The following is a 24,697-nucleotide window of genomic DNA, read 5'->3' on the forward strand; positions in this document are numbered from 1 at the left end:
TCCGAGCACAGCGAGCGTCATGAGGGCATGACCGAGGAGACGCAGTGACGATGCACACCCTGTCCGTGCTGGTGGAGAACAAGCCCGGCGTGCTCGCCCGGGTCTCCGGCCTGTTCTCCCGGCGCGGGTTCAACATCGACAGCCTCGCCGTGGGCGAGACCGAGAACCCGGACGTCTCCCGCATCACCATCGTGGTCAACGCGGAGTCGTCCCCGCTGGAGCAGGTCACCAAGCAGCTCAACAAGCTGGTCAACGTGCTCAAGATCGTTGAACTGGATCCGCAGGTCTCGGTCGCCCGGGAGTTGCTGCTGGTGAAGGTCCGCGCCGACCGGGCCGCCCGGTCCCAGGTGCTGGAGACCGTCAACCTGTTCCGCGCCCGGGTGGTCGACGTCGCACCGGACACGCTGACCATCGAGGCCACCGGCACACCCGACAAGCTCGACGCGCTGCTGCGCGACCTCGAGCCGTTCGGCATCAAGGAAATGGTCCAGTCCGGGTTGGTGGCGATCGGGCGCGGCTCGCGTTCGATCACCGCCGGTCCCGCGCTGCGGGCCGCCTGACCCATCCGCACAGACCACGACGGGCCACCGAGGCCGTCGTACGAAAGGGAAGTCTCATGAGCGTTGAGGTGTACTACGACGACGATGCCGACCTCGGCCTGATCCAGGCCAAGAAGGTCGCGGTGATCGGCTACGGCAGCCAGGGCCACGCCCACGCGCTGTCGCTGCGCGACTCCGGCGTCGACGTGGTGATCGGCCTGCCGGAGGGCTCGAAGAGCCGCCCCAAGGCCGAGGAGCAGGGCCTGCGGGTCGTCACGCCGGCGCAGGCCGCCGCCGAGGCCGACGTGATCATGGTGCTCGCGCCGGACACCGCCCAGCGCAGCCTGTACGCCGAGTCGATCGCCCCGCACCTCGCCCCGGGCAAGGCGATCTTCTTCGGCCACGGCTTCAACATCCGCTACGGGCTCATCAAGCCGCCGGCCGAGGTGGACGTGGCGATGGTCGCGCCGAAGGGCCCCGGCCACCTGGTTCGCCGCCAGTACGTCGACGGCAAGGGCGTGCCCTGCCTGGTCGCCGTCGAGCAGGACGCCAGCGGCAACGCGCTCGCGCTGGCCCTCGCGTACGCCAAGGGGATCGGCGGCACCCGTGCCGGCGCGATCCGGACCACCTTCACCGAGGAGACCGAGACCGACCTCTTCGGCGAGCAGGCGGTGCTCTGCGGCGGCGCGGCGGCCCTGGTGCAGACCGGCTTCGAGGTGCTCACCGAGGCGGGTTACGCCCCCGAGGTGGCCTACTTCGAGTGCCTGCACGAGCTGAAGCTCATCGTCGACCTCATGTACGAGGGCGGCATCGCGAAGATGCGGTACAGCATCTCCGACACCGCCGAGTACGGCGACCTGTCCCGTGGTCCGCGCATCATCGACTCCCGCGTCAAGGACGAGATGCGCAAGATCCTCGGTGAGATCCAGTCCGGCGAGTTCGCCCGCGAGTGGGTCGCCGAGGACGAGGCGGGCCGGCCCAACTTCACCAAGTGGCAGGCCGAGGGTGCGGCGCACCCGATCGAGGAGACCGGCAAGAAGCTGCGCGGCATGATGAGCTGGGTCGACCGCCCGATCACCGAGACCGCCTGACCGTCCGCACCAGAACGGTCCACCGACGGCCCCGGGCCGGCGCTCTCCCCAGCGCCGCGCCCGGGGCCGTCCGGCATCTGTGACATCGATGCGCCAGGCCCACGTACTGGGAGCGAGTGACGAACGCCTCGGGCGAGTTCGCGGCGCGCAAACCGTTTCGGCGCGGTGAACGGCTGATGTCCGTCGCTCGACCGGGCGTGTGAGGGCCCTCACCCCGCAGACCAGAACACGCCAGCCAGCGCGGCCCCTACGATCGCGTGTAGGTGCGCTGAGCCGGCACCTGACGGCCACGGCACGGATCAGCGCGGGGCGCAGTGCGGCGCCCCGCCGCCCGGGCCGATCGCAAACACGACCTCTACGAGGACCGATGAATCCTGTCGTACTGATCGCCGAAGAACTCGCCCCCGCCGCCATCGAGGTGCTCGCTCACGACTTCGACGTTCGTCACGTCGACGGCACCGACCGTCCGGCCCTGCTCTCGGCGCTCTCCGAGGCCGATGCCGTCATCGTGCGCAGCGCGACCCAGATCGACGCCGAGGCGGTCGCCGCCGCGCCGCGACTCAAGGTGGTCGCCCGCGCGGGCGTCGGACTCGACAACGTCGAGGTGCCGGCGGCCACCGCGCGGGGCGTGATGGTCGTCAACGCGCCCACCTCGAACATCGTCTCCGCCGCCGAGCAGGCCGTCGCACTGCTGCTCGCCGTGGCCCGCAACACCGCGAGCGCCAGCGCCGCGCTCAAGGCGGGGGAGTGGAAGCGGTCCAAGTACACGGGCGTCGAGGTGCAGGGCAAGACCGTCGGCGTGGTCGGTCTCGGCCGCATCGGGGTGCTCTTCGCGCAACGCATCGCCGCGTTCGGCACCCGACTGATCGCGTACGACCCGTACATCCAGCCGGCCCGTGCGGCGCAGCTCGGCGTACGCCTGGTGGGGCTGGAGGAGTTGCTGCGCGAGAGCGACTTCATCTCCATCCACCTGCCGAAGACCCCGGAGACGGTGGGCCTGATCGGTGAGAAGGAGCTGGCGATCGTCAAGCCCGGCGTCCGCATCGTGAACGCCGCCCGCGGTGGTCTGGTGGACGAGCAGGCGCTCGCGAACGCCATCGCCGAGGGCCGGGTCGCCGGCGCCGGCGTCGACGTCTACTCGAAGGAGCCCTGCACCTCCTCGCCGTTGTTCGCCTTCGACAACGTGGTGGCCACCCCGCACCTGGGCGCCTCCACCCACGAGGCGCAGGACAAGGCCGGCCTGGCCGTGGCCAAGAGCGTGAAGCTGGCGTTGCAGGGCGAGTTCGTCCCGGACGCGGTGAACGTCCAGGCCGGCGGCGTGGTCGCCGAGGACGTCCGGCCGCTGCTGCCGCTCGCCGAGAAGTTGGGCCGGGCGTTCACCGCCGTCGCCGGTGGGGTAGCCGCCAGCGTCGCCGTCGAGGTGCGTGGCGAGATCGTGGGCCACGACGTGTCGGTGCTCAAGCTCGCCGCGACGAAGGGCCTGTTCAGCTCGGTCGTGGAAGACCAGGTCACCTACGTCAACGCTCCGCACCTGGCCGCCGAGCGCGGCGTGGAGGTCACGCTGGACAGCCTGGCCGAGACGGCCGACCAGCCCACCCTGGTCACGGTGCGCGGCGCTCTGCCCGACGGCCGGACGGTGAGCGTCTCCGGGACGGTCACCCACTCCGGCGCCCGCGACGTCCCCCGCCTGACCGAGGTGGACGGCTTCGACGTGGAGATCGCCGCGGAGGGCATCCTGCTCTTCCTGCGCTACGCCGACCGGCCGGGCGTCGTCGGCACCGTCGGCACCCTGCTGGGCGAGTCGGGCATCAACATCGCCGCGATGCAGGTGGCCCGGCGTGAGGCGGGCGGCGAGACCTTGATGACGCTCACCGTCGACCAGGCGCTCGGCGCCGACCTGCTCACTTCGGCGGCCGACTCGATCGGCGCGACCGCCGCCAGCGCGGCGGACCTGCGCGACGAGTAGGCAGTCGCGACGCCGTCGACCGTAGCGGCGCGTACGGCAGCACCACGGGGGGCCCGGCGACACGCCGGGCCCCTCTGCCGTACACCGCCAGGGCCGGGGATGCCTGCCCGCCCGCCTGGGGTCAGTGGGGCAGCCGGGCGGGGGGCGGGTAGACCGAGCCGTCCTGCGGGTCGAAGAGCATCAGCCCGTGCTCCCCGGCCAGTCGCTCGATGTCCAGCAGCACCTGGTCCGCGCAGGTCGGGTGCAGGTTCAGCTCGACGTGGTCGTGCGCGGCGTGCAGCGGCGCCACGGCCCACGGGCTGTCCGGGCCGGGGCGTCGGTCCGGATAGGACGCGGTGATCGCCCGGTAGAAGCCGACAACGCGCGGGTCCGGGTAACGGTCCACGTGCCGCCCCTGCCGGCAACCGTCGACCGCTGCCCGCACGTCCTCGGGCGTCGCCCTGTCCTCCAGGGCCCACACACTCAGATCGAAACTCACGGCGGACAGCGTGCCATCCGTCGTTCACCATGTCGAAACTGCCTCGCCGCAGGCCAATCGCCGACCTACCACTCTCCGGCCGGAAGGGTCCGCTGTGGAGACTCTTGCGTCGAGTTGCGTCGATTCGATAGCGTACGAGTGCGGTTACTGGCCGCGGGTCGTGACGCCGGCCCGTCTTCGGGTGACGCGGCCGACGTCCGGCCCGACCGGTCCGCACCCCTCGATTGTGCGAGCCACGCGCACTCGTCGCTGACCGGCCCCCACGGCCGTTGCCGAGGCCGTGGGGGCCGATCGCAATCCGGGTGGTGCGACGCGTTGGGCCTGTCTCGCGTGCGACCACGTGGCCGGCCGTCCGGCTATGATCTGCGGCCGTGACGAGCGCTCGGTTCTCGGACGGCGATACCCGTCAGGGCGGCCGATGGGTTGCCGAACTGCGGCGACAGGCGTTGCCTCGACGGTCGGTGGGGCCGACGAGGCTCCTCGCGGCCGTGGTGGCGGTGTTCGTGTTGGCGGGCTGTTCGACTGCTCCAACCGGTTCGCCTGCCTCGCGGGACTCGTCGGTGTCCACGGGAAGCGCCGAGCCGCGATCCACGAGCGGGCTGGGTCCGGCTGGCGGCCGGCAGCCCGGTACGCCGGGTCCGGTCAGCGCCGACGAGGCGCAACGCCGACGCCTCGCGGCGACGGCAGCCCTCCTCAAGAGCAAACCGGGAGTCCTCGGAATCCTGGTACGGGACCGGCGTACCGGCGAGCTCTGGAGGGCGGGAACCACCGACCATCCGGTCTGGACGGCCTCCACCATCAAGCTCGCGATGGCCGTCGGGCTGCTGGAGCGCTCCCGTGCGGGTGAGATCACGCTCGACGCCACCGCGCGTCGACAGATCGCCGACATGCTGAACGTCTCCTCCGACGACGCGGCTACCGCTCTGTGGAACCGCTACGGCCGTGACAAACAGCTCGAACGCTTCCAGCGGCGCTACGGGATGACGGGGCTGCGCACCGTCGCCGGGTACACGCGCTTCTGGGGTCACCTCAAGTGCACGGCAGCTGATCTGCAGCGGCTGATGTCGTACGTGCTGGATGACCTCGACCCGACCGACCGTGCCTATCTCGTCGGCGCGATGCGCTCGGTCGGCTCGATCCAACATTGGGGTGTCTGGGCGGCCGGCGCCGACCAGCGACCCGGCACCAAGGACGGCTGGTCGATCGAGCCGGATCCGGGTGGCGAGCACTGGGTCACCAACACGGTGGGCTTCGCCGGTGACGACCAACGCTACGTCGTCGCCGTGATGTACCAACTTCCACCCGGCAAGGGGATCGACGTGGGGGTACACGCGGTGAGCGATCTGGTCGCCACCGTCTTCGGGGCGCGGACCCCGGCGCGGGTCACCGTGCCGGACCCCAGCACCGGGCGGTAGCGGGACAGCGTTCAGCGCCGGTGGGCGAAGAGCGCGCGATAGTCGGAGCCACCACGGAACCAGGCCAGGCCCGTGGGTCCGGCGGCGTAGAGCGCGGTGGCGTACGCGTCGGCGACCGTCAGGTCCGGGCCGACGACCGTCGCGGCGACGAGCTGGTCGGCCGGCTCGCCGGTGTGCGGGTCGACCACGTGCCCCTGCCGCCCGGTCACCCCGGAGGTGCCGACGGCCCCGGCGGTCATCTCCAGCACCAGTGGCGCGCGCTCGGGCGCCGTCGGGTGGTGCACCGCAACCCGCCACGGCCCGCCGTGCGGGGCGCGGCCGCGGACCACCAGGTCGGCGCCGGCGAGTACGGCGTAGTCGTGGATGCCCGCGGCGCGCAGCCGGGCGGCGGCACGTTCCACGGCCCAGCCGCCCAGCAGGCCACCCGGGTCGAAGCCGCCGGGCACCGCCCAGGCGTCGAACCAGCCGTCGGTGGCGGCGCGCATGGCCGTGCAGCGGTCCACCAGGTCGGCCAGCGGCGGGTACGACTCCGGGCTGATCTCTCCCCGCCGCAGCATGGAGACCAGGCTCTCCGGGCGGTTCGGGCCATAGGTCAGGTCGACGGCGCGCAGCTCGGCGACGCTGTCCCGCAGGGCCTCGCCGACGCCTCGGCGGCCGAGCCGATCGGGGGCGTTGAGCAGCAGGGTGTACTCGGCGGTCGCGGTGCGTACGGTGTGCTGCACGGCGATCCGGCCGTCGGTGGCGGCGGTCGGGTCGATCCGGTGCCGTCGGCTGCCGAGTCGCAGGTCGGGCCGGCGGCTCCGGAATGCCGAAGGGTCTGGCCAGCGGGTCCGCGGCTGCTCGTCGATGCGCATGGCACCTGCCCCCTCGCAGTTGACGTCGCGTCCTCACGACCACGGTTCGCGGGCCCCCTGACCCGCTGACCCCCACCGTAGGCAGCGCAGATGATCGCCCCATGAATCCCAGCTGAGAGGGTGCTGTGGATTCTGATATCCCAAATAATGGAAGCATCGTACCGGGTTGCGGGACGCCGACGTACCGTGGGCGGGACGGGGCAGTCGAGCGTGGGGAGTGCGAGCGTGGCGCGGATCGCGGTGGTGGCCGGGGACGGCATCGGGCCCGAGGTGGTCGCGCAGGCTCGCAAGGTCCTCGACGCGGTGCTCCCCGGCGTGCAGGCCACCGAGTACGACCTCGGCGCCGCCCGCTGGCATCGTACCGGCGAGGTGCTTCCGGACTCGGTGCTGACCGAGCTGGCCGGGCACGACGCGATCCTGCTCGGCGCGGTGGGCGACCCCACGGTGCCGCCGGGTGTCCTGGAGCGCGGCCTGCTGCTCAAGCTCCGCTTCGCCTTCGACCAGTACGTCAACCTGCGCCCCTCGCGGCTCTGGCCCGGCGTCGCCGGTCCGTTGGGCAACGTGAAGCCCGGCGAGGTCGACCTGGTGGTGGTGCGCGAGGGCACCGAGGGTCTCTACGCCGGCGCCGGCGGCTCCCTGCACCGGGACACCCCCGCCGAGGTCGCCACCGAGGAGAGCCTCAACACCCGCCACGGCGTGGAGCGGGTCATCCGCGACGCGTTCGCCCGCGCGGACCGCCGGGAGCGGCGCAAGGTCACCCTGGTGCACAAGACCAACGTGCTGACCCACGCCGGGTCGCTGTGGGCGCGCGCCTTCGCGGCGGTCGCCGCCGAGCACCCGGACGTCACGACGGAATACCAGCACGTCGACGCGGCCGCGATGTTCCTGGTGACCCAGCCGCAGCGCTACGACGTGGTGGTCACCGACAACCTGTTCGGCGACATCCTCACCGACATCGCCGCCGCGGTCACCGGCGGGATCGGGCTGGCCGCCAGCGGGTGCATCAACCCCGAGGGCGCGTACCCCTCGATGTTCGAGCCGGTGCACGGCTCGGCGCCGGACATCGCCGGGCAGGGCGTCGCCGACCCGGTGGCCGCGGTGCTCTCCGTCGCGCTGCTGCTGGAGCAGCTCGGGCACGCCGACGCGGCGGCCCGGGTCAACGCCGCGGTCGCCGCCGAGCTGGCCGGCCGCACCCCGGGCGCGGCGCTGCGCACCGACGAGGTCGGCGACCGGCTCGCCGCCCACTCCGTAGCCTGACCGCTCTCGACCCTCCAGGGGCCGGAGCGGCATCCGCCTGTCCGGGCAGTCCACCCGGTCCCGAGCGGCGCTACCTTCTGAACGACCGTTCGGGGTAAGTTTCTGGCACAACCACGTCGGTGTGCGATCCCGCATGCCGTTGTCCCCCAGGGAGGTCAGCGCGATGAGCGGTGGTGACAAGCTCGACTTCGAGATCCGTCCGAATCCCGCGCCGGTATCCGTCGCCGACCGGGCTGCCCTGCTGGCCAACCCGGGTTTCGGCCGCGTCTTCACCGACCACATGGTCACCATCCGGTACGCCGACGGCAAGGGCTGGTACGACGCCCGGGTGGAGGCGCGTGCGCCGATCCCGATGGACCCGGCCAGCGCGGTGCTGCACTACGCCCAGGAGATCTTCGAGGGGTTGAAGGCGTACCGGACCGCCGACGGCGGCGTGACGATGTTCCGGCCGGACGCCAACGCAGCCCGGTTCGTCGACTCGGCGCAGCGGATGGCGATGCCGGCGCTGCCGCCCGAGGTGTTCGTCGACTCGCTGCACAAGCTGATCGAGATCGACCGGGAGTGGATCCCGGCCGGCGAGGACGGCAGCCTCTACCTGCGGCCGTTCATGTTCGCCAGCGAGGTCTTCCTCGGCGTCCGCCCGGCCAGCGAATACCTCTACATGGTGATCGCCTCGCCGGTCGGCGCGTACTTCAGCGGCGGGGTCAAGCCGGTCACGGTCTGGGTCTCTCCGGACTACACGCGGGCGGCGCCCGGTGGCACCGGCGCGGCCAAGTGCGGCGGCAACTACGCGACGTCGCTGGCGGCCCAGGCGGAGGCCATCGACGCCGGCTGCGACCAGGTGGTCTTCCTCGACGCGGTGGAGCGCCGCTTCGTCGACGAGCTGGGCGGCATGAACGTCTTCTTCGTGTACGACGACGACTCGGTGGTCACCCCGCCGCTGACCGGCACGATCCTGCCGGGCATCACCCGGGACGCGATCATCACGCTGGCCGGCAAGGCCGGGCTCCGGGTCGAGGAGCGACCGGTCAGCTTCGCCGACTGGCAGGCCGACGCGGCCAGCGGCAGGCTGCGCGAGGTCTTCGCCTGCGGCACCGCCGCGGTGATCACCCCGATCGGTGGCGTGCGCTTCCCCGACGACGAGTTCCTGGTCGGCGGCGGCGAGCCCGGCCGGGTCACCATGTCGCTGCGCCAGCAGCTCGTCGACATCCAGCGGGGCAAGGCCGCCGACCCGCACGGTTGGGTGCACCAGGTTCTGTGAGGTCCGCGTGCTGACCGGCCCGTTCGCACGGGCCGGTCAGCACGGCTCAGCCTTCGTCGAGCAGGTGGTCGCGCAGGGCCGCGAGCTGCTCGTCGGTCACCCCGGCGTGGCGCAGGTACGCCTCGATCGAGCCATGCCCCGCGCGCAGCTCGTCGAGGAAGATCTGCATGGCCTCGACGGGTGACGCCAGGAACGGCGCGGGCACCTCGGCCGCGTCCGGCATGGTGGTGGCCAGCCAGGCGCTGAACTTGGCCGACGCCTCGGTGCTGAGCGCGTAGTCGGCGGTGATGTCGGTGTCGTCGACGCCCAGGACGGCGAGGGTGAGGGCGCAGACGATGCCGGTGCGGTCCTTGCCGGCCACGCAGTGCACCACGACCGGGGCGTTCGCGGAGTCCGCGATCAGCCCGATCGCCTCGGCCAGCCCCGCGGTGCCGGTCTGGGCCAGGTCGGCGTACCTGTCGGCGAGGTAGCGGGCCAGGTCGGTGCCCTCCTCGTGCGGCGTACCCGACCAGTCCTCGTGCTCCGGGTGGATGTGCCGGTAGGTAAGCCCCTGGTACGCCGGCACCCGACCGTCGCGCTCGACCTCGGTGGGGCGGCGCAGGTCGATGACTGTGCGAATGCCGATCGCCGCGAACGCGTCCCGGTCCTGCTCGTCCAGGCGGTGCAGGGAGTCGGAGCGGAAGAGGCGGCCCCGGCGCACGGTGCGGCCGTCGTGGCCGAGGTAGCCACCGACGTCGCGGAAGTTGAAGGTCGCGGGCAGCGGGATGTGTCGGTTCTCGTCGATGGCGTCCACGTTGACACCGTAACGGCCGGTGCGGCGTTGCCCCACCGGCCGTCGGTGTGCGATCGGTTACCGCGCCGTCCCGGGCGGAAGCGCGCCGTACGTCTCGTCGTAGTAACCGCCCAGCTGGTCCCGGTACGCCGGGTCGCTGTGGCTGGTCTCGTCGTACTCCGGGGCGGCCTTGATCTGGTCCCGGGTGCGGTCGACGGAGACGGTGCGCTTGTCGTGGTCGACCTGGTTGACCGTGCCGGCGGGCAGCATCACCTTCTTGCCGAAGATCCACGGCCCGGTGTCCACGACCAGGTAGCTGCCGCCGACCTCGTGGCTGGCGCTGTCGATCTTGCCGACTCCACCGTCGGTGGCCTCGACCTTGTAACCGACCAGGTCGGCGTCTGCCACTCCGGCCGCGTCGCGGTAGCGCCACGGGTCGAAGGTGCCGGTCGGCGCGCCGCCCGCAACGGCGCCCTGGTCACCGCCGTGCAGCGGGTCGGGCCCGGCGTGGGCGGCGTGCGGGTCGATCCTGTCCATGCCGTTCACTCCTGACTGTCGCCGATCGTCTCGGCGGCGCTGGGTGCGTCTCCGCAGGAGCTACCCGGCGGCCGGGGGCCGGAAACGAGACGGGCCGACGCCGTGGCACCGCGTCGGGGCGTACCTGGCTCAGGCCAGTGCCGCCTCGGCGTCCAGGGTGACCGCCGCGGCGTGCACCACGGCGGAGATGCGCAGGGCCTCGTGTATCTGCTCCCGGGTGAAGCCTCTGCCGCGCAACGTCTTCTCGTGCGTCTCCAGGCAGATCCCGCAGCCATTGATGGCGGAGACGGCGAGGCACCACAGCTTGAAGTCGCCCTTGTCGACACCCGGCCGGGCGACCATCTGCATCCGCAGCCGGGCCGGCATCGAGGCGTACTGCTCGTCGCCGATCAGGTGCTTGGCCCGGTAGTAGATGTTGTTCATCGCCATGATGGCCGCGGCGCCCTTGGCCGCCTCGACGCCCTCGGCCCCGAGGTGCTCGACCGCCTCGGCGGCGATCTCCCGCAGCACCAGCGGGTTGCGGGCGGCGACGGCGCAGGCCAGCGCCGTGCCCCACGCCTGTGTCGAGGTCAGCGTCGACGTGCCGACTGTGGTGCCCAGGTTGAGCTTGATGTCCCTGGCGTACTCGGGCAGGGCCGCCTTGATCGCATCCAGGCCCACGGTGTCCTCCTTGAGAGCGGCACGAGAGCCGTCAACGGGAGCGGCGCGGGCCGCCGTCGCTATCTCGCGATGTGGATAGTTTCTCCCAAACCGGGGGAGCGGTGGCAGAGTGAACGCCGTGACCAGCACCACCCTGATTATTGCGACCTAGCGCGCCGGCTCTCCCTCCGCCGAGCGCGCAGACCTCCCGCATCCGCGGGAGGTCTTTTTGTTGCTCCGAGAAAGGATCCTGATGACGTTCCAGGTCTTCGACACGACACTGCGCGACGGCGCCCAACGCGAGGGGCTCACCTACTCGGTGGTCGACAAGCTCGCGGTGGCCCGGCTGCTCGACGAGTTCGGTGTCGGCTTCATCGAGGGGGGCTGGCCGGGCGCGGTGCCCAAGGACACCGAGTTCTTCCGCCGGGCGCGCGCCGAGCTGACCCTGCGGCACGCGGTGCTCGTCGCGTTCGGCGCCACCCGCAAGGCCGGCGTCGCGGTCGCCGAGGACCCTCAGGTGCGCGCTCTGCTGGACGCGCAGACCCCGGCCGTCGCGCTTGTCGCCAAGGCCGACATCCGCCACGTCGAGCGCGCGTTGCGCACCACGGGCGCGGAGAACCTGGCGATGATCCACGACACCGTCAGCCACCTGGTCGCCGAGGGGCGGCGGGTGTTCGTCGACGGCGAGCACTTCTTCGACGGCTACCGCCACGACCCGGCGTACGGCGCGGCCGTGGTGCAGACCGCGCTCGCCGCGGGCGCCGAGCGGATGGTCCTCTGCGACACCAACGGCGGCATGCTGCCGTCGCAGGTGACCGCGGCGATCGTCGACCTGACCAACCGGCTCGGCGTCGACCCCGCGCTGTTCGGCATGCACGCCCAGAACGACACCGCGTGCGCGGTGGCCAACACGATCGCCGCCGTCGAGGCGGGCGTCCGCCACGTGCAGGGCACCGCCAACGGGTACGGCGAACGTCCCGGCAACGCCGACATCTTCGCCGTCGTCGCCAACCTCCAGCTCAAGCTCGGCATGCCCGTCCTACCGGAGGGCTGCCTGGCGCAGATGGTGCGGGTCTCGCACGCCATCGCCGAGATCGCCAACATCGCCCCCGACACCCACCAGGCGTACGCCGGGGCTGCCGCCTTCGCCCACAAGGCCGGGCTGCACGCGAGCGCGATCAAGGTCGACCCGTTGCTCTACAACCACGTGGACCCGTCGGTGGTGGGCAACGACATGCGGATCCTGATCACCGAGATGGCCGGCCGGGCCAGCGTCGAGCTCAAGAGCCGTGAACTCGGCCTGGACCTGGCCGACAGCCCGGAGGCGCTGACCCGGGTCACCAATCGGGTCAAGGAGTTGGAGGCCGGCGGCTGGTCCTTCGAGGCGGCGGACGCCTCCTTCGAGCTGCTGGTCCGCTCCGAGCTGCCCGAGGGCGGTCCGGCTCGGCCGTTCAGCCTGGAGTCGTACCGGGTGCAGGTCGAGCACCGGGAGGACGGCGCGGTCGTCTCCGAGGCGACCGTGAAGATCCGGGTACGCGGCGAGCGGGTGATCGCCACCGCGGAGGGCAACGGCCCGGTCAACGCGCTGGACGAGGCGCTGCGGGTGGGGCTGGCCCGGCACTATCCGCAGCTGCGTGAGTTCGAGCTGGCCGACTACAAGGTGCGGATCCTGGAGGGCAGCCACGGCACCGGCGCCGTCACCCGGGTCCTGCTGGAGACCTCCGACGGCGCCGGCCGCGACTGGACCACTGTGGGCGTCCACCCGAACGTCGTCGAGGCCAGCTGGCACGCCCTGGTCGACGCCCTCACCTACGGCCTGGCCCCCGCCCCGGTCTCGACACCAACCCCCTGACCTCTGCCAACTCGCACCGGGCCGGCAGGCGCACGACCGCGAGGGGTCAGGCCGCGGGTAGGCGCAGGGTGGCCAGGACGGGGCGGTGGTCGCTGCCGGGCAGGTCGAACACCGCCACGTCGTCGGCGGCGATACGGCGGTCGACAAGCACGTGGTCGATCGTGACCGGGGGGATGAGGTCGCCGTCGTACGGGCCCCACGTGCCGGTCAGCCCCGTGCCGGTGGCGTCGGCGGCGTCGACGTAGCCGGTGCGCAGCAGCGCCCGCAGCGGCCCGTGGTCCAGGGTGGAGTTGAAGTCCCCGGCGAGGATCCGCAGGCCACCGCCCGGGGTGGCCGGTGGCTGGGCGACCAGGTCGGCGCGCCACGCGCCGACCTGGTCCAGCGCGTACGGCGCCGAGGGGTGGGCTGATTCGACCCGGACCGGGGGCCCACCGGGGACGGCAAGCGTGCCGTACGCCTGGCTGAAGCCCCAGCCGCCCCGGTTGTCGCGGACGCCGACATCGCCGATCGGCCAGCGCGAGTAGAGCCCGGAGCCGGGCGTGCCGTCCTGCGCGTTGAGCTGCCGGTAGGGCAGCAGCCGGTCCAGGCCGGCCCGGTCCAGGGCGGCCTGCGCGTCCGGCGTGAACTCCTGCACGGTGAGCACGTCGACCCGGTGCTCGCGGACCAGCTCGACGAGCGTCGACGCGTCGGCGGCGCCGGCGAGCAGGTTGGCCGTGAGCAGACGGATCGTCGGGCCGGTCACCGTCGGCTGTGGCTGGGCCAGCGCCCGGGGCACGACCACACCGAGCAGCGCCACCGCGGCCACTGCCGCGACCGCCGCCGGCCACCAGCGCCGCAGGGCGAGCGTCAGGGCGAGGGCCAGCACGCTCCATCCGGCGACGTACGGGGTGAAGGCGAGCGCCTGCACCAGCGGCCCCCGGTCCAGTCCGACCAGCCGCACGATGGCCCAGGCGGCGGTCGGCCCCACGGCCACCCAGCAGAGCGTCGTGCCGACAGGCACTCTGCGGCGGGCCGGCGCGGGCGGGGCGTCGACGATCATGGCGTCAGCCTAGCCGGAACCGGCGCAGCCTATTTTTGTGAATGGAAAGGCGCTCAGCTTTCACAATTACCTGACACCTGTGCGACAGGCCGATAATGCGAGATCAACTATTGACCTGCGGCTTTTTGCGGTGCTACGTTCCACGTGTTAAAGCGACGCAACACTGAGTAGTAACAGCAGCTCAAGCCGGATGTAGATCAACGAGAAATCAACTTTCCCGACTGCGGGTGAGCGACCTTCTACCGGTTCTCGTGTCGTCGTCGATCCCATTATTGGCAGTCATCCGTCCCGCCCCGCGGGTCGGCCGAATTCGCACGGTCACACAAGGGGGACCTGTCATGAGTACATCCTTCCGACGTAAGGCGACAGCGGTCACGTTCGCTGTCCTGGCGCTCACCCTGGCCGGTGGGGGGATCGCCATCGCCCAGCCGTCGGCGAAGGCGCCGCAGGCGGCCGTCAAGCCGACGGAGCGCGGCACGAACGCCCAACCGCCGGTCACGGCCGAGTCGGCCCGTTCGGCGCGGGCCCTTCTGAAGGCCAATTCGACGCTCGTCGCCAGCACCACCATCGTCGTCGTCAACCCCAACGGCACCAAGGCCCGAGGCACCGGCACTGTGATCAAGTACGGCACCGGCCAGTACGAGGTCCAGTTCGGGTTCAACGTCGCGAACGGCGTCTACGTGGCCACGATCGGCCGGCCTGACGCCTGCTGCATCCCGCCGGGCGGCGAGGTCTCGGTGGCACCCCGGCTCAGCACGCCCAACGGAGTCTTCGTGGAGACCCGCAACTCGGCCGGAGTGCCGGCCGACCGGGGCTTCCACCTGGTGGTCCACACCCCCTGAGCAAGTCGAGGTCCAGCCCCCGCGCAATCGCTGCGTGGGGGCTGGACCGTGTTTCGGAGCGCCGACCGCCGGGGCGGCTCGTGTCGGCTCGCGACTGTCGTACCGACTCGTGCCCATCGTCACCCTTCCGGGCGACTCATCCCCGTCCGGTGCACCCCGGGCCCGTCCGGCGCTCACAATCCGACGTTTGCCGAGGCCCCGGCCCGGGAAGCAAGCACCGTGACGGACATCTCGGACACCCTGGCCAGCCTGCCCACCTCGGTCGATCCCGAGCCGAGCGGCGTCGAGCTGGAACAGACCCTCTTCGAGGTCAAACGCGTGATCGTCGGGCAGGATCGGCTCGTCGAACGTCTGCTCACCGCACTGATCGCCAACGGGCACTGTCTGTTGGAGGGCGTGCCCGGCGTGGCCAAGACCCTGGCGGCGCAGACCCTCGCCACAGTCGTCGGCGGCACCTTCTCCCGGATCCAGTTCACCCCGGACCTGGTCCCCAGCGACATCGTCGGCACCCGGATCTACCGGGCCTCCAAGGAGACCTTCGACATCGAGTTGGGCCCGATCATGGCCAACCTCGTGCTCGCCGACGAGATCAACCGGGCGCCGGCAAAGGTCCAGTCGGCGCTGCTGGAGGCGATGGCCGAACGGCAGGTCTCCATCGGCGGACGCAGCTGGCCGGTGCCGACGCCGTTCCTGGTGCTCGCCACCCAGAACCCCATCGAATCCGAGGGGGTCTACCAGCTGCCCGAGGCGCAGCGCGACCGGTTCCTCATGAAGGTGGTCGTCGACTATCCCAGCGACGCCGACGAGCTGGCCATCCTCTACCGGATGAGCACCGACCGGCCCAGCGCGCGCCAGGTGCTCGACCCGCAGCGGCTGCGACACCTGCAGGTGCACGCCGAGCGGATCTTCGTCCACCACGCCCTGGCCGAGTACGTGGTGCGGCTCATCCTCGCCACCCGCGACCCGGGCCGGTTCGGGCTGGCCGAGATCGCGCCGCTGCTGGCGTACGGCGCGAGCCCGCGGGCGACCCTCGGCCTGGTCGCCGCCGCCCGCGCGCAGGCACTGCTGCGGGGTCGGGAGTACGTGCTGCCCGAAGACGTCCGGGAGCTGGCGGTGGACGTCCTCTCCCACCGGCTGGTGCTCTCCTTCGACGCCGTTGCCGACGGGATCTCGGCCGAGAGCCTGGTCCGGCGGCTCGTGGAGGCGGTGCCGCCACCCCGGGTGGCCACCGGGCACCTTCAGCACACCCCCGACCTGGCGGCGGCGTGAGACGCGCCGGCCGTACGTCGGTGGCTACGCCGCCCGACCCGGGCCTGGCCGAGCTGACAGCCGACCAGCGGTTGCGCCGACTGGAACTGACAGTCACCCGGCGACTCAACGGTCTGCTGCACGGCCAGTACCGTGGCCTGCTGCCCGGGCCGGGCAGCGAACCCGCCGGCAGCCGCGAGTACCGGCCGGGGGAGGACGAGGTCCGCCGGATGGACTGGGCGGTGACCGCCCGGACCGCCGTGCCGCACGTCCGACAGGTCGACGCCGACCGGGAACTGACCACCTGGGTGCTCGTCGACTCCAGCGCCAGCATGGACTTCGGCACCGCGGAGCTGGACAAGCGGGAGTTGGCGGTGGCCGCGGTGGCGGCGGTGGGCTTCCTGACCGCCGGCATCGGCAACCGGTTGGGCGCCCAGGTGCTGCGCGCCGACGGGGTACGACGCTTCCCCGCCCGCAGCGGGCGTACCCACCTGCTCGGTCTGCTCCGCGCGCTGCTGACCGCGCCGCGCGCGACCGAGCCCGACGACAGGTCCCGGTCGCGGCCGGCGACCGCGCAGCCGGTCGCGGCGGCCGAGTTGGCGGACGGGCTCGACGCGGTGCACCGGGTCGCCAACCAGCGCGGACTGGTCGTGGTGGTCTCCGACTTCCTCGACGGCCTGCCCGACGACCCCGACGAGCCGCCGCCGTGGGAGCGGACCCTGCGCCGGCTGTCCGCCCGCCACCAGGTGCTGGCGATCGAGGTGACCGACCCGCGTGAGCTGGAACTGCCCGACGTCGGTCTGATCACGCTCGTCGACCCGGAGACCGGCCGCCGCCGCGAGGTGTGCACATCGGACCGCCGCCTGCGGGAGCGCTACGCCGCGGCCGCCGCCGTCCAGCGTGACCAGGTCCGTCAGGCGTTGCGCCGGAGCGCGGCGACACACCTGGCACTGCGCACCGACCGCGACTTCAGCGCCGACATCGTCCGGCACGTGCACGCCCAGCGACGGCTGGCCGCCGCGCCGGCCGGAGCCGTCCGGGGAGGTGCCGCGTGACCTGGGAGTCCCCGTTGCGGCTCTGGCTGCTGATCGGCGTGCTCGCGCTGGTCGGCGCATACCTGGTGCTCCAGCGCCGCCGCAGCCGGTACGCCGTCCGCTTCACGAACCTGCGGCTGCTGGACCGGGTCGCACCCGTTCGCCCGGCCTGGCGCCGGCACGTCCCGGCCGGGCTGTTCCTGGCCATGCTGGCGCTGCTCGTGGTCGGCTTCGCCCGGCCCTCCGCCGAGGTCCGGGTTCCCCGGGAACGCGCCACAGTGATGGTGGCCGTCGACGTGTCCACCTCCATGCTCGCCACCGACGTGGAGCCGGACCGGCTGGCGGCTGCCAAGCAGGCGGCCCGACGTTTCGTCGAGGGCCTACCGGACGAGTTCAACGTGGGGCTCGTCGCGTTCGCCGGCAGTGCCGCCGTCCTGGTGCCGCCCGGCACCGACCGGGACGCTCTGGACGAGGGCATCGGTCGCCTCGCCGAGGGGGTGACCGGGGTGCAGGGCACCGCGATCGGTGAGGCCATCAACACCTCGCTCGGCGCGGTCAAGAGCCTGGACAGCGCGGCCGCGAAGGAGCCACCGCCGGCCCGGATCATCCTGCTCTCCGACGGGGCCAACACGTCGGGAATGGACCCGATGGAGGCCGCGGCGGAGGCGGTCGCGGTGAAGGTGCCGGTGCACGCGATCTCCTTCGGTACGCCGTCGGGGTTCGTGGACCGGGGCGGACGGCCGATCCAGGTGCCCGTCGACGGGCAGACCCTCAGGGCCGTCGCCGACGAGACCGGCGGAATGTTCCACGAGGCCAGCACCACCGACGAGTTGCGCGCCGTCTACGACGACATCGGCAGCTCGGTCGGCTACCGCACCGAACGGCAGGACGTCTCGGCCCGGTTCATCGGCCTCGGACTGGTGTTCGCGATGGGCGCCGCCGCCGGCTCGATGCGCTGGTTCTCCCGACTGCCCTGACCCAGAGCGCCGACGTCGACAGTGAGGAGTACGTATGGCAGTGCAGACCGGACTGGGCGAACCGCGCGGTCCCTGGTTCATCTCGCCGGAACTCGATCCGGACGGGCGCGGGTGGTGGGACGCGCCCGGCTCGGGTCGGGAGCCCGGAGGGCGACGCCCCGGGCGACTGCTCGCCGCCCTGGCGGTCGTGGCGGTCTCGGCCGTCTCGGGCGCTCTGGCGGGCGGCGTGGTGGCCAGCAGGGACGGCGGGGCCGGCCCGGCCGCGGCGTCGGCCGCGCCGGTGCCTGCGGAGCTGGTCACCGCCGCCGAACGGACCGTGCCCGGCGTGGTGTCGGTGCTCGCCGGCGGCGCGAACGGCGCGTCCGCGACCGGCTCCGGGTTCGCCATCGACGACCAGCAGCACCTGGTCACCAACGACCACATCCTCGCCAAGGGCGGCGGCGGGCCGGTCACGGTGGAGCTGCCCGACGGCCGCCGGTACGAGGCCGAGGTGGTCGGCCGGGAGCCACGTAGCGACCTCGCCGTGCTGAAGGTGCCACCGTCGGCCGGCCTCGCCCCGTTGCCGCTTGCCAAGCCGGATGCCACCCGGGTCGGTGAGCCGGTGCTGGCGGTGGGCTCACCGCTGGGGTTGTCCGGGACGGTCACGGCGGGCATCGTCAGCGCACTGGACCGCCAGGTGCGGTTGGGCAACAACAGGCACCGGGCGGTGCAGACCGATGCGTCGATCAACCCCGGCAACTCGGGTGGGCCGCTTGTCAACGCCCGAGGTGAGGTGGTCGGGGTGAACACCGCGATCGCCACCATCGACGGCAACGGGTCGATCGGCATCGGCTTCGCCATTCCCATCGACCAGGTGCAGCAGACCGCCGACACCATCATCGGAAAGGGTGGCTGAGCTGCCCGGACGGGCCTTCGGGCCCCCTGCACTGTCGGATATCCGGCCACACGCCATCGGACCATGGAAATATTACGCTCGGTATGAATACTGGCGGAGGTGGAGCGTCCTCTTCTCACGGTCCTCCTGCTGGTGGGCCTGATCATCGGATGTGCGGTGGGGTCGGCGTACGCCCGGGCGCGACGCGGGTGGACCGACTACCAGACTGTGAAGAAGTCGGTGCCCGGCGCTCGCCGCGGCGCGTGGTTGCTGATCCGCGGGGTCGCGTTGAAGGCTGCGGTGATCGGGTTGCTGCTGTTCGGCGCCGTGGCGTACGCCGCCGTGGGCGCGGACGACGAGACCGCCGGGCCGACGCCCACCCCATCGGTGACCGAGAGTGAGCCTCCGCGCCGGTGACCCCGGACGGGTCGTCGCGGGCTAGCCTCGGGACGTGGACGAGGGACTGCGGGTGACCGATCGGTGGGTCGTCCCCGCCGGGGAGCTGCGGGAGCGTTTCTCCCGCTCGTCCGGCCCCGGTGGGCAGGGCGTGAACACCGCCGACTCCCGGGTCGAGCTGAGCTACGACCTGGCCCACTCTCCGAGCGTGCCCGAGTCGCTGCGGGCACGGGCGCTGGCACGCCTCGCCAACCGCCTGGTGGACGGTGTGCTGACGATCGCCGCCAGCGAGCACCGGGCGCAGCTCGCCAACCGGGAGGCGGCCCGTGAGCGGATGGCCGCGCTGTTGCGCGAGGCCGCCGCCCCGCCCCCGCCGCCGCGGCGAGCGACCAGGCCATCTCGGGGCGCGAAGGAGCGCCGGCTGGCCGAGAAGAAGCGCCAGTCGCAGCGCAAGCGCGACCGCCGCGTCGACGGCGAGTAGTAGGCCTTCCCCGAGCAGTGTGCGTGATCTCTGCGACTGGCCAGTGACAGAATCTGGAATCTGTCAGCCGATCGGTGTACGGTCGACGGAAACCCAGGTGAGAGGAAGACCCCATGAACACCCGCACCCTCGGCACCACCGGCCCCACCGTCTCCGCGCTCGGGCTCGGCCTGATGGGCATGTCGGACCTCTACGGCCCCGCCGACGAGGCCGAGAGCATCGCCACCATCCACGCCGCGCTGGACGCCGGCATCACCCTGCTCGACACGGGTGACTTCTACGGGATGGGCCACAACGAGATGCTGCTGCGCGACGCGCTGCGCGGCCGCAACCGGGACAACGCAGTGATCAGCGTGAAGTTCGGCGCGCTGCGCGACGTCGACGGCGGCTGGAACGGCAACGACGTCCGACCCGTCGCGATCAAGAACTTCCTGGCGTACACGCTGCGCCGGCTCGGCACCGACCACGTCGACGTCTACCGCCCCGCCCGGCTCGCGCCGGACGTGCCGGTGGAGGAGGTCGTCGGCACCCTGGCCGAGCTGGTCAAGGCGGGCCACGTCCGGCACATCGGCCTCTCCGAGGTGAGCGCCGAGACGCTGCGCCGGGCACACGCCGTGCACCCCATCAGCGACCTCCAGATCGAGTACTCGCTGATCTCCCGCGCCCCCGAGGCCGAGATCCTGCCGACGGCCCGTGAGCTGGGCGTCGGGATCACCGCGTACGGGGTGCTCTCCCGAGGGCTGATCAGCGGCCACTGGACGGCCGGGCGGGAGACCACCGGCACCGACTTCCGCAGCCACCTGCCGCGCTTCGCCGGTGCGAACCTGGACCGCAACCTCGCCCTGGTCGACGCGCTGCGCGCCATCGCCGAGGCCCGCGGCGTCACCGTGGCGCAGATCGCCATCGCCTGGGTGCTCGCCCGGGGCGAGACCGTCGTACCCCTGATCGGCGCCCGTCGCCGGGACCGGCTCACCGAGGCCCTCGGCGCCGCCGAGGTCACCCTGACCGAGACGGACCTGGCCGCCATCGAGGCCGCGGTCCCGGCCGACGCGGTGGCCGGCAGCCGGTACGACGAGGCGCAGATGGCGTTCCTGGACAGCGAGCGGTCATGACGACCCGGTCGTGGCGCGACAGTCGACCGGGGGTCGCGCCACGACCGGCGGCGCGGTCAGGGAGGCTGGGACGATGAGCGACGCCACCGCCCTGACCGCCGACCGCATCCTCGACAGCGCCGAGGAGGTGCTGCGCCGGTACGGCCCGGCGAAGGCCACAGTGCTGGACGTCGCCCGCGCGTTGGGCGTCAGCCACGGCAGCGTCTACCGGCACTTCGCCAGCAAGGCCGCCCTGCGCGAGGCGGTCGCCGAACGCTGGCTGGCCCGCGTCTCCACCCCGCTCATCGACGTCGCCAACGGCACCGACCCCGCCCCGCAGCGGTTGCGCCGATGGCTGGCCGAGTTGAGCGGCACCAAGCGGCGGATGGCCCGGGAGGACCCGGAGCTGTTCGACAACTTCCACCAGCTCGCCACGCTCTCCGAGGGTGCGGTCGCCAACCACCTGGAGGTCCTCGCCGGTCAGCTCAGCCTGATCGTCGCGGACGGGGTGGCCGCCGGCGAGTTCACCGTGCCCGACCCTGCGGTCGCCGGCCGCGCGCTGTTGCAGGCCACCGCGCGGTTCCACCACCCGTCGCACCGGACGGAGTGGAGCGAGCCCGGCCTCGACGACGACCTGGCGGCGGTGGTCGCGCTGCTCCTCGACGGCCTGCGCGCCCGCCCGCGTTGACGTCGATCCGGGCGAGCCGCTCGGCGACGCAGGGGCCGTCGACGGTCAGGCTCGAAACAGTCCGCGACCAGCTCGGGTGGTACCGGCGGCGAGAATTTGTACGCCCACCTGTAGAAATTGATGCGTATCCTCATCCCAGGCAACGTCGAGGGAGGGAACGCAGGGATGGACGTCGTCATCTACGCACGACTCAGCCTGGACAAGCTGGGTAATGAGCTGGGCGTTGATCGGCAACTCGAAGCCTGCCGGGAGTTGGCAGCCCGTCAAGGCTGGCGGGTGACGCGGGAGCTGATCGACAACAGCATCAGCGCCACGACCGGCCGTGTCCGGCCGGCGTTTGAGAAGCTGCTCACCCTGAGCCCGAAGCCGGACGCCATCATCGTCTGGCATCTCGACCGGCTCGTCCGCCTCACCCGTGAGCTGGACCGGGTGATCAGCTACGGCGTACCCGTCCACGCCGTGACCGCAGGGATGCTGGATCTGAGCAACCCGACAGGCGTCCTGATGGCCAACGTGGTCACCGCGTTCTCTCAGTTTGAGGGCCAGCAGAAGGCTGCTCGTCAGCGCCTGGCAGCCACTCAGCGAGCTTCCCAGGGCCGGCCCTGGTGGTCAGCTCGGCCCTTCGGATACGAGCGTGACGGATCGCCTCGTACTGGCGAAGCTGACGCTGTTCAGCGTGCATACCAGGATCTGCTGGCCGGGCGCTCCCTGTTGTCGATCGCTGACGAGTGGAACCGCCAGGGGATGCACACCACCAGGGGGAGGAGATGGACGGGCGCGACTGTTCGTCAGCTCCTCCTGTCTGCTAGGAACTGCGCTATCCGTACGTACGCAGGGGATGAGGTCGGCCCTGGGAACTGGGATGCCTTGGTACCCGAGGAGATCTACCGTTCCGCTGTCCGTGTGCTCAACTCCCCGGCCCGCAAGACTGGTGGTGGGGGTCCCCGTCGCAGCTTGCTAACGGGTGTCGCTACCTGCGCCAAGTGCGGTGGCCCCATCCGCACGGCACGGCGTGGACGGAAGGGCGAGCAGGATAGCTACGGCGTGTACGAGTGCAAGCTCAAGCACTGCGTATCCCACCGTCAGGACGAGGCCGACACAATGGTCAGCGAGCGTGTGATCCGGTTCCTGACCGCTCCCCAGTTCGCGGCAGCGTTCGAGCAGAGCGAGGATGACCTTCCCGTTCAGCAGATGAGGGACGAGCTGGGGAGCCTGCGGTCACGGCTTGATGATCTGGCCACTGACTACGCCGCCGGACTCGTTACGCGATCGCAGTTCCTGACTGCATCGCAGACCATGCGCAGTCGGGTGGATGAGTTGGAGGATCAGCTATCCCAACTGGGGAGTGACAGTGCGGTCAACGGCGTTACCGGGATGACGGACGAGCAGGTACGCCGTCACTGGGATGGGTTGGATGTAGACCGCAGGCGGTCCCTGATCCTCGCGGTTGTCGTGAGCTGCCGTCTCCGCCAGAAGGGCCGTGGCGTCCGCCGCACCGATGAGCGGCATGTCGATGTGTTGTTCAGGACGGGAGACCCCTCGAAGGTTGCGAGTATCTGACCCGGGGAGGAACCGAATCGGGAAGAGGGCCCCGAAGGGGCCAATCTTCGGACTTCCGACCTCCGGGTTTCCGCCGACGCATGAACATCAGTGAGCGCAGCGATCCTGTGGCGCGGACGCTTCACGTCAGTGCCCCTGCTTAGGAGCAGTTCCGCGTCGGGCTGGACCGTGTGGTCGCCCGCTTGAGAACCGCGTAGACGGCTGCGGTCACCGCCGAGGCGAGCGTCTGTTGATGCCAAGGTCGGTTACGGCGGCCAATCCGGTGGTGTCGGTCCAGTGCAAGGGTGGATAGGCCCCGTCTATCGACCCGCAAACCGGGGCAAGGTGACAGCTGCTAACACATGGCGGTGCGGGTGAGGCCCTCCAAGGGGGTCATGCCCCCACCCGTGCCGGTGGCTCCGCTGCGTCGAGCAAGGCCGAGCAGACATCGATCAGTCGGGAACGCAGATGGGCGGCACGCTGCGAGAACTCGCGTTGCCGCGCGACGTACTCGGCCTTGCCCTCAGTAGTCTCGATGGCTACTGCCGGTTCCCCGTACGAGGAGAAGTCGTATGGGGACGCCTGCATGTCGAGTAGCCGGATGTCCCTCGCCAACTCGAAGCAGTCGAGCGCCAGGTCCCCTGGAACCGCAGGGCCCAGCTTGGTTGCCCACTTGTGGCAGTCCATCGAGGCGTGCAAGCAGCCCGGCTGGTCAAGCTCAACCTGGCTCTCCCTGGTGGGTTGGAGTCGGTTGAGGCTGACTGCGTCCGGGGTGAAGAACCGGAACGCATCGAAGTGCGTGCAGCGGATCTGGTGGGACTCGACTACCGCGTCAGTGCCCTCTTGCCCAAGTCGCAAGGGGAGTGGATGCCGATGCTCACGTTGGCGGTACGCCATCGCCCACTCATGCAGGCCGAAGCAGCCAGTGAAGGCTGGTCGCGACGCGATCGCGGACAACAGTCGATGGATGAAGCGCACCGACTCAGCCCGGTGGGAGAGGAACGCTGCGACGTCGAAGCTCACGACTCCGTCCGCGTCCGTGGCGTACCAACGCCACTGCTGATGTGGAGCAGAGCCGTTCGGTCCGGGCTCCAAGGAGATACCTACGCCGGGGTGCCACCGCCGCAGCACGGAGGGTCTGGTGCCGTAGTAGTCGTACAAGAAGTCATCGATCGCATGGCGTTCCCTCGTTGCCTTGCGAGCACGGTGGCCTGCGGTGAGGGAGTCGGCACGCTTCTTGTGAGCTTCCAGCAGGGGAAGCCAGGTTGTGGCTGGGAGGCCGGTCACCGGCTCAGGCCCTTGTTGTCCGCTTCATGCCGCTTGCATGCCCCCCACCGCTCGGGGTCCAGCCGCAGCGGCCAGGCGTTGTGCCGAAGCTCCTCGCGGGTCTGCCGGTACACCATCGCCCACTCGTGCATACCGAAGCAGCCGAAGTGCGCCGGCCGCCCCGCCGTGGCCGTCAACAGCGAGCGGATCCACTCGATCGACTCGCCGCGTCGCCCGCGTACCGCCTCGGTGTCGACTGTGACCCCGGCGGGCGTGGCGCGGTAGTCCCGGCCGACCTCGGCCGGATCGGCGTCGCGCAGCTCGACAGCCGCGCCCGGGTGCCACCGGCGCAGCTGCGCCGGCCGGTGCGAGTAGTAGGTGAAGAGGAAGTCGGCCACCGGGTGCCGCTCGCCTCGGCGCCGGCGGGCCAGGTGCGGCGTCAGCCAGACATCCACCCGCTCCTCGTGGGCCCGGCGACGCTCGCGCCAGGCGGCCACGTCGAGCACGGCGGGAGCGAGGGCGGCGGTCACGGACCCAGGGTACGACCGCCGCCCCGTCGCC

Annotated in this window: 24 protein-coding genes and 1 pseudogene; 17 read left to right on the plus strand and 8 right to left on the minus strand. The window is 71.4% G+C overall.

The features are described from left to right. Nucleotides 1–44 precede the first annotated feature (44 nt). The 3 genes from ilvN (at nucleotide 45) to serA (ending at nucleotide 3,596) form a co-directional block, all read left to right on the plus strand. A complete protein-coding gene (ilvN, locus tag ACGFIE_RS14060) occupies nucleotides 45–560 on the plus strand; it encodes an acetolactate synthase small subunit (RefSeq protein WP_007456364.1) in 516 nt (171 codons plus the stop codon). Between the two features lie 56 nt (nucleotides 561–616). Next, the gene (gene ilvC / locus ACGFIE_RS14065) at nucleotides 617–1,630 is read left to right on the plus strand and encodes a ketol-acid reductoisomerase (RefSeq protein ID WP_393294398.1); all 1,014 of its coding nucleotides are present in this window, start codon (nucleotides 617–619) and stop codon (nucleotides 1,628–1,630) included. A 367-nt stretch (nucleotides 1,631–1,997) separates the two neighbouring features. Then, on the plus strand, nucleotides 1,998–3,596 hold the full coding sequence (gene serA / locus ACGFIE_RS14070) for a phosphoglycerate dehydrogenase (protein ID WP_363679301.1): 1,599 nt from the start codon (nucleotides 1,998–2,000) through the stop codon (nucleotides 3,594–3,596). 121 nt (nucleotides 3,597–3,717) lie between these two features. Here the strand turns inward: serA and ACGFIE_RS14075 are convergent, their stop codons facing one another. Next, entirely contained in the window at nucleotides 3,718–4,074 is a 357-nt protein-coding gene (locus ACGFIE_RS14075) for a hypothetical protein (protein ID WP_393294400.1), read from the minus strand. A gap of 560 nt (nucleotides 4,075–4,634) precedes the next feature. Here ACGFIE_RS14075 and ACGFIE_RS14080 point away from each other — a divergent pair. Further along, the gene (locus ACGFIE_RS14080; RefSeq protein WP_393294402.1) at nucleotides 4,635–5,489 is read left to right on the plus strand and encodes a hypothetical protein; all 855 of its coding nucleotides are present in this window, start codon (nucleotides 4,635–4,637) and stop codon (nucleotides 5,487–5,489) included. An 11-nt stretch (nucleotides 5,490–5,500) separates the two neighbouring features. Here the strand turns inward: ACGFIE_RS14080 and ACGFIE_RS14085 are convergent, their stop codons facing one another. Then, entirely contained in the window at nucleotides 5,501–6,343 is an 843-nt protein-coding gene (locus ACGFIE_RS14085; protein ID WP_393294404.1) for an FAD:protein FMN transferase, read from the minus strand. A 225-nt stretch (nucleotides 6,344–6,568) separates the two neighbouring features. Between ACGFIE_RS14085 and ACGFIE_RS14090 the strand changes: the two genes are divergently transcribed. Beyond that, a complete protein-coding gene (locus ACGFIE_RS14090; protein ID WP_363679309.1) occupies nucleotides 6,569–7,600 on the plus strand; it encodes a 3-isopropylmalate dehydrogenase in 1,032 nt (343 codons plus the stop codon). A 163-nt stretch (nucleotides 7,601–7,763) separates the two neighbouring features. Continuing rightward, nucleotides 7,764–8,861, plus strand: a complete 1,098-nt coding sequence (locus ACGFIE_RS14095) for a branched-chain amino acid aminotransferase (protein WP_393294406.1) — start codon at nucleotides 7,764–7,766, stop codon at nucleotides 8,859–8,861. A 46-nt stretch (nucleotides 8,862–8,907) separates the two neighbouring features. Here the strand turns inward: ACGFIE_RS14095 and ACGFIE_RS14100 are convergent, their stop codons facing one another. From ACGFIE_RS14100 to ACGFIE_RS14110, 3 genes are all read right to left on the minus strand, one after another. Continuing rightward, nucleotides 8,908–9,690: a tyrosine-protein phosphatase gene (locus ACGFIE_RS14100; RefSeq protein WP_393294408.1), complete on the minus strand. Its 783-nt coding sequence runs from the start codon at nucleotides 9,688–9,690 to the stop codon at nucleotides 8,908–8,910. Between the two features lie 21 nt (nucleotides 9,691–9,711). Further along, nucleotides 9,712–10,170, minus strand: a complete 459-nt coding sequence (locus ACGFIE_RS14105) for a PRC-barrel domain containing protein (RefSeq protein ID WP_363679315.1) — start codon at nucleotides 10,168–10,170, stop codon at nucleotides 9,712–9,714. Nucleotides 10,171–10,299: 129 nt separating this feature from the next. Beyond that, nucleotides 10,300–10,830: a carboxymuconolactone decarboxylase family protein gene (locus ACGFIE_RS14110; protein ID WP_393294410.1), complete on the minus strand. Its 531-nt coding sequence runs from the start codon at nucleotides 10,828–10,830 to the stop codon at nucleotides 10,300–10,302. Between the two features lie 232 nt (nucleotides 10,831–11,062). Here ACGFIE_RS14110 and cimA point away from each other — a divergent pair, with 232 nt between their 5' ends. Then, nucleotides 11,063–12,661 carry a citramalate synthase gene (gene cimA, locus ACGFIE_RS14115; RefSeq protein WP_393294412.1) on the plus strand — a complete coding sequence of 533 codons (1,599 nt, stop codon included), beginning with the start codon at nucleotides 11,063–11,065 and terminating at the stop codon, nucleotides 12,659–12,661. A 46-nt stretch (nucleotides 12,662–12,707) separates the two neighbouring features. Here the strand turns inward: cimA and ACGFIE_RS14120 are convergent, their stop codons facing one another. After that, on the minus strand, nucleotides 12,708–13,700 hold the full coding sequence (locus ACGFIE_RS14120) for an endonuclease/exonuclease/phosphatase family protein (RefSeq protein WP_393294414.1): 993 nt from the start codon (nucleotides 13,698–13,700) through the stop codon (nucleotides 12,708–12,710). A gap of 338 nt (nucleotides 13,701–14,038) precedes the next feature. Here ACGFIE_RS14120 and ACGFIE_RS14125 point away from each other — a divergent pair, with 338 nt between their 5' ends. The 10 genes from ACGFIE_RS14125 (at nucleotide 14,039) to ACGFIE_RS14170 (ending at nucleotide 22,891) form a co-directional block, all read left to right on the plus strand. Further along, on the plus strand, nucleotides 14,039–14,542 hold the full coding sequence (locus tag ACGFIE_RS14125; RefSeq protein WP_393294416.1) for a hypothetical protein: 504 nt from the start codon (nucleotides 14,039–14,041) through the stop codon (nucleotides 14,540–14,542). 219 nt (nucleotides 14,543–14,761) lie between these two features. Then, nucleotides 14,762–15,811, plus strand: a complete 1,050-nt coding sequence (locus ACGFIE_RS14130; RefSeq protein WP_393294418.1) for an AAA family ATPase — start codon at nucleotides 14,762–14,764, stop codon at nucleotides 15,809–15,811. Next, entirely contained in the window at nucleotides 15,808–16,845 is a 1,038-nt protein-coding gene (locus tag ACGFIE_RS14135; RefSeq protein WP_393294420.1) for a DUF58 domain-containing protein, read from the plus strand. The genes ACGFIE_RS14130 and ACGFIE_RS14135 overlap by 4 nt, the downstream gene beginning before the upstream one ends. Then, nucleotides 16,842–17,801: a VWA domain-containing protein gene (locus ACGFIE_RS14140; RefSeq protein ID WP_393294422.1), complete on the plus strand. Its 960-nt coding sequence runs from the start codon at nucleotides 16,842–16,844 to the stop codon at nucleotides 17,799–17,801. Before ACGFIE_RS14135 ends, ACGFIE_RS14140 begins: the two co-directional genes overlap by 4 nt. Nucleotides 17,802–17,835: 34 nt before the next feature. Further along, nucleotides 17,836–18,696 (plus strand): S1C family serine protease, encoded by an 861-nt coding sequence (locus ACGFIE_RS14145; protein WP_393294424.1) that lies wholly within the window; start codon nucleotides 17,836–17,838, stop codon nucleotides 18,694–18,696. A gap of 99 nt (nucleotides 18,697–18,795) precedes the next feature. Further along, nucleotides 18,796–19,092, plus strand: a complete 297-nt coding sequence (locus ACGFIE_RS14150; RefSeq protein WP_363679333.1) for a hypothetical protein — start codon at nucleotides 18,796–18,798, stop codon at nucleotides 19,090–19,092. 34 nt (nucleotides 19,093–19,126) lie between these two features. Next, entirely contained in the window at nucleotides 19,127–19,552 is a 426-nt protein-coding gene (gene arfB, locus ACGFIE_RS14155; protein WP_393294426.1) for an alternative ribosome rescue aminoacyl-tRNA hydrolase ArfB, read from the plus strand. A gap of 113 nt (nucleotides 19,553–19,665) precedes the next feature. Continuing rightward, a complete protein-coding gene (locus ACGFIE_RS14160) occupies nucleotides 19,666–20,664 on the plus strand; it encodes an aldo/keto reductase (protein ID WP_393294428.1) in 999 nt (332 codons plus the stop codon). 73 nt (nucleotides 20,665–20,737) lie between these two features. Continuing rightward, nucleotides 20,738–21,331, plus strand: a complete 594-nt coding sequence (locus ACGFIE_RS14165; RefSeq protein ID WP_393294430.1) for a TetR family transcriptional regulator — start codon at nucleotides 20,738–20,740, stop codon at nucleotides 21,329–21,331. 165 nt (nucleotides 21,332–21,496) lie between these two features. Beyond that, a complete protein-coding gene (locus tag ACGFIE_RS14170; RefSeq protein WP_393294432.1) occupies nucleotides 21,497–22,891 on the plus strand; it encodes a recombinase family protein in 1,395 nt (464 codons plus the stop codon). A 372-nt stretch (nucleotides 22,892–23,263) separates the two neighbouring features. Here the strand turns inward: ACGFIE_RS14170 and ACGFIE_RS14175 are convergent, their stop codons facing one another. After that, entirely contained in the window at nucleotides 23,264–24,157 is an 894-nt protein-coding gene (locus tag ACGFIE_RS14175) for a 3-methyladenine DNA glycosylase (protein WP_393294434.1), read from the minus strand. A 53-nt stretch (nucleotides 24,158–24,210) separates the two neighbouring features. Next, nucleotides 24,211–24,666: pseudogene (locus tag ACGFIE_RS14180) on the minus strand (3-methyladenine DNA glycosylase); the annotation flags it as partial. Nucleotides 24,667–24,697 lie beyond the last annotated feature (31 nt).

It is taken from the genome of Micromonospora sp. NPDC049275, from assembly GCF_043197115.1.
Taxonomy (GTDB): domain Bacteria; phylum Actinomycetota; class Actinomycetes; order Mycobacteriales; family Micromonosporaceae; genus Micromonospora.

Coding starts and splice junctions, on each gene's coding strand:
- ilvC (WP_393294398.1), top strand. CDS start 617: ATGAGCGTTGAGGTGTACTACGACGACGATGCCGACCTCGGCCTGATC.
- serA (WP_363679301.1), top strand. CDS start 1,998: ATGAATCCTGTCGTACTGATCGCCGAAGAACTCGCCCCCGCCGCCATC.
- ACGFIE_RS14085 (WP_393294404.1), bottom strand. CDS start 6,343: ATGCGCATCGACGAGCAGCCGCGGACCCGCTGGCCAGACCCTTCGGCA.
- ACGFIE_RS14095 (WP_393294406.1), top strand. CDS start 7,764: ATGAGCGGTGGTGACAAGCTCGACTTCGAGATCCGTCCGAATCCCGCG.
- ACGFIE_RS14105 (WP_363679315.1), bottom strand. CDS start 10,170: ATGGACAGGATCGACCCGCACGCCGCCCACGCCGGGCCCGACCCGCTG.
- cimA (WP_393294412.1), top strand. CDS start 11,063: ATGACGTTCCAGGTCTTCGACACGACACTGCGCGACGGCGCCCAACGC.
- ACGFIE_RS14120 (WP_393294414.1), bottom strand. CDS start 13,700: ATGATCGTCGACGCCCCGCCCGCGCCGGCCCGCCGCAGAGTGCCTGTC.
- ACGFIE_RS14125 (WP_393294416.1), top strand. CDS start 14,039: ATGAGTACATCCTTCCGACGTAAGGCGACAGCGGTCACGTTCGCTGTC.
- ACGFIE_RS14145 (WP_393294424.1), top strand. CDS start 17,836: ATGGCAGTGCAGACCGGACTGGGCGAACCGCGCGGTCCCTGGTTCATC.
- ACGFIE_RS14160 (WP_393294428.1), top strand. CDS start 19,666: ATGAACACCCGCACCCTCGGCACCACCGGCCCCACCGTCTCCGCGCTC.
- ACGFIE_RS14165 (WP_393294430.1), top strand. CDS start 20,738: ATGAGCGACGCCACCGCCCTGACCGCCGACCGCATCCTCGACAGCGCC.
- ACGFIE_RS14170 (WP_393294432.1), top strand. CDS start 21,497: ATGGACGTCGTCATCTACGCACGACTCAGCCTGGACAAGCTGGGTAAT.